The 2857-nt window shown below is 45.9% G+C and carries 3 protein-coding genes; 1 reads left to right on the top strand and 2 read right to left on the bottom strand.

Features of this window, described 5'->3' with window-relative positions; all coding sequences use genetic code 11:
* Window positions 1-344: 344 nt before the first annotated feature.
* On the bottom strand, window positions 345-1361 hold the full coding sequence (locus tag LC574_RS34120) for an iron ABC transporter permease (RefSeq protein WP_229458038.1): 1017 nt from the start codon (window positions 1359-1361) through the stop codon (window positions 345-347).
* Window positions 1362-1607: 246 nt separating this feature from the next.
* Here LC574_RS34120 and LC574_RS34115 point away from each other — a divergent pair, with 246 nt between their 5' ends.
* Window positions 1608-1952, top strand: coding sequence for a hypothetical protein (locus tag LC574_RS34115; RefSeq protein WP_229458037.1), 345 nt, complete (start codon window positions 1608-1610; stop codon window positions 1950-1952).
* Here LC574_RS34115 and LC574_RS34110 read toward each other — a convergent pair.
* A complete protein-coding gene (locus LC574_RS34110; protein WP_229458036.1) occupies window positions 1928-2551 on the bottom strand; it encodes a 4Fe-4S single cluster domain-containing protein in 624 nt (207 codons plus the stop codon). The genes LC574_RS34115 and LC574_RS34110 overlap by 25 nt on opposite strands.
* Between the last annotated feature and the right edge of the window lie 306 nt (window positions 2552-2857).

Genomic DNA, 2857 nt, shown 5'->3' with positions numbered 1-2857 from the left:
CTGCTAGTTCAAACAACTTGTTAGTTGCCAGCAAGGATGCTTCGGTAGCTAAAGCTTTGGCATCCCAATTTTGCACAAAGGTGTAAGTCAAAAGCGAATGAAGCGGTAGCGTAATGAAGCAATCCAAGATATGGGATTGCAACTCTTAGAGGGTGTTTGAAAAGCTATATTTGTTACCCAAAGTGTCTAATACCCCCCCTAACCCCCCGATGTATTGGGGGGGATTGGGATGCTCCTTACCGTAGTTACTGAAATCGTAGAAAAAACTGCGTCGCATTTGAGCAGCTTTAGAATTGCCATGAATGTAGCGTAGAGTATCAGATACTTAACCCAAGTTTATCAGATCAAAATTTGTTAAACCCAGCAGAACGACGGTAAAGTAACCAGATAAATAGCGGTGAACCTAGCAACGCAGTGACGGAACCTACTGGTAATTCTACTGCTCCTAGTCTAGACAGTAAATCTGCAAAAATCAGTAACCATGCACCTGCAAGGGCGGAAAGTGGCAAAACAAAGCGATGATCTGTACCAACGATGAGGCGGACACCGTGAGGGACAACAAGACCAACAAATCCAATCAAGCCACTGATGCTAACTGCACCTGCGGCTAATAAAGTGGCGACACCACCAATTAACAGGCGCGATCGCGTCAACGAAACCCCCAAACCCACAGCCAAATCATCCCCCAAAGCCAGCACATTTACCGATCGCGCCAGCAAGCATCCCCCGATCAATGCAACGATGATGTAAGGGCCAGCTGTCGCAATTTCTTGCCAACCCCGTCCATTAAGACTACCAACCAGCCAACTCAGCGCAATTTGAATTTGACCATCTTCAGCTAAAAGCAGCAATGTACTTTGTACAGCACCTAATAAAGAACTCACCGCCACTCCGCCTAAAATTAACCGCTCAACTGAAATTCCCGACCCCGCACGACCGAGTAAAATAACGATCGCAGAAGTTAAAATTGCTCCCATCCACGCAGCTAAAGGAATTGCGATCGGGAATATTTGCCACACAATCATCAGAATTACAATTAATCCTGCACCTGCTGAAATGCCTAAAATAAATGGATCAGCAAGACTATTGCGTAACATACCTTGCAGTAATGCTCCTGACATTCCCAAAGCTGCGCCCACAATGAGAGCAGCGATAATGCGTGGGAGACGCAAATCCCAGAGAATTGTCTGTTTAACCGGATCGCCTTCGCGGAGAATGGCTTGCCAAAATTCCGACATACTTAAAGGTACTGCTCCTTGAGAAAGTGATAGCGCTAGCGTTACCACCAGTGCTGCACTCAGGAGTAAAACAGCCCAAAGTACCCGGTGTTCAGTAAAAATTGTCTGAAATGGTTTAGTCAAATTTAGATATGTATTTTTTTTTAAATATAATCCGTCTCAAACACAGATGCATTGAAGATGGGGCATTGGGCATTGGGCAGGAGAGAGGGCAATAATAGGTTCGGATAAGATCCCCCCGCCTGTGGCGACCCCCTTTTTAAGGGGGTAAAGGAGAAAATTAGCCCCCCTTTTGAAGGGGGGTTGGGGGGATCTTCGCTCGATAAACAAGCTAACCGAACTGTATTGGGAGAGAGGGAAAGTTAAAACTTGGAAGTTGAGCCTCAGAAGGTCAATGTTGAGCCTCAGAAGGTGAACGTTGAGCCTCAGAAGGTGAACGTTGAGCCTCAGAAGGTGAACGTTGAGCCTCAGAAGGTGAACGTTGAGCCTCAGAAGGTGAACGTTGAGCCTCAGAAGGTCAAACTTGAGCCTCAGAAGGTCAACGTCGAGCCTCAGAAGGTCAACGTCGAGCCTCAGAAGGTGAACGTCGAGCCTCAGAAGGTGAACTTTCAAGTTTTAACTCCCCATGCCCCATGCCCCATGCCCCATGCCCCATGCCCCATGCCCCATGCCCCATGCCCCATGCCCCACTACGTCAATTCCAACCCACCTTGATAACCGGTGACAATGCGTCCACCATCCTTGAGAATGTGGATTTCTATCTGGTCGCTAGCCCAAGTAATCTGGTCTTGGAAAGCCGGGTTTAACACCCGAACCCGTTGATTACTAGAAGAAACTGGAGAGTTGGGAGAATTAATTGCCAGAGATTGTACAAAAGGCCCGTCAATCAGGATATCAAGTTGTTCTAACAAAGCTTGAGAACCTGGCGGCGCTGATTGAGACTGTAGTTGCTTGAGAGTAAATCCAGTAAAAGACATTACATTTAATCCAGCAGCTTTTACTTTACGAGCTAAAGACGCTAGTGCAGTTGCTTGCCAAAAGGGTTCTCCACCAGAGAACGTTACACCCGTGTTGTGGGGATTACTGAGAATATTCTGGGCAAGGGTATCAACAGCAATCAATTGGTTAGCCTCAAAAGACCAGGAGTTAGTATTAAAGCAGCCAGGACACTCACGAAGACAACCTTGTACCCAGATGACTGCACGACAACCAGGCCCATTAACTTCTGACTGATCAACGTAACCCATAATGTTGAGATAGCCAGGGGGAATTTCCATGAGTGCTAGTGATGGGTCAGTTGGCTTAATTTCCATCTCTTTAACTCCTTTTAGCCGTTGCCTGTTAACCCTTAACTATAGCGAATCTCCAGTTATATAACTGTAACTAATGACAAATACTTCGGCTTCGCTCAGTACAAGTGACAAATGACTAATGACAAATGACTAATGACAAACTTTATGGGATTTTGAAAAGTCCGCTTTAACTTACTAGACTGAATCCCCAGAGACTTACTCACTGTGAATAGTGCCTTGGCTTTGAATTAAATAGGCTTTAATCTCAATCACTTGTTCGCTAAGGTGATTTAATCTGCGTTCAATCTCGCTAAATCCAGTCACAAT

Origin of the sequence: Nostoc sp. CHAB 5715, from assembly GCF_020829685.1 — a bacterium.
In the GTDB taxonomy this organism is placed as follows: Bacteria; Cyanobacteriota; Cyanobacteriia; order Cyanobacteriales; family Nostocaceae; genus Nostoc.
This window is presented reverse-complemented; position numbering and strand designations above follow the sequence as displayed.

Excerpts from the sequence above, each read along its gene's own strand:
- LC574_RS34110 (WP_229458036.1), bottom strand. The coding sequence starts at position 2,551 with ATGGAAATTAAGCCAACTGACCCATCACTAGCACTCATGGAAATTCCC.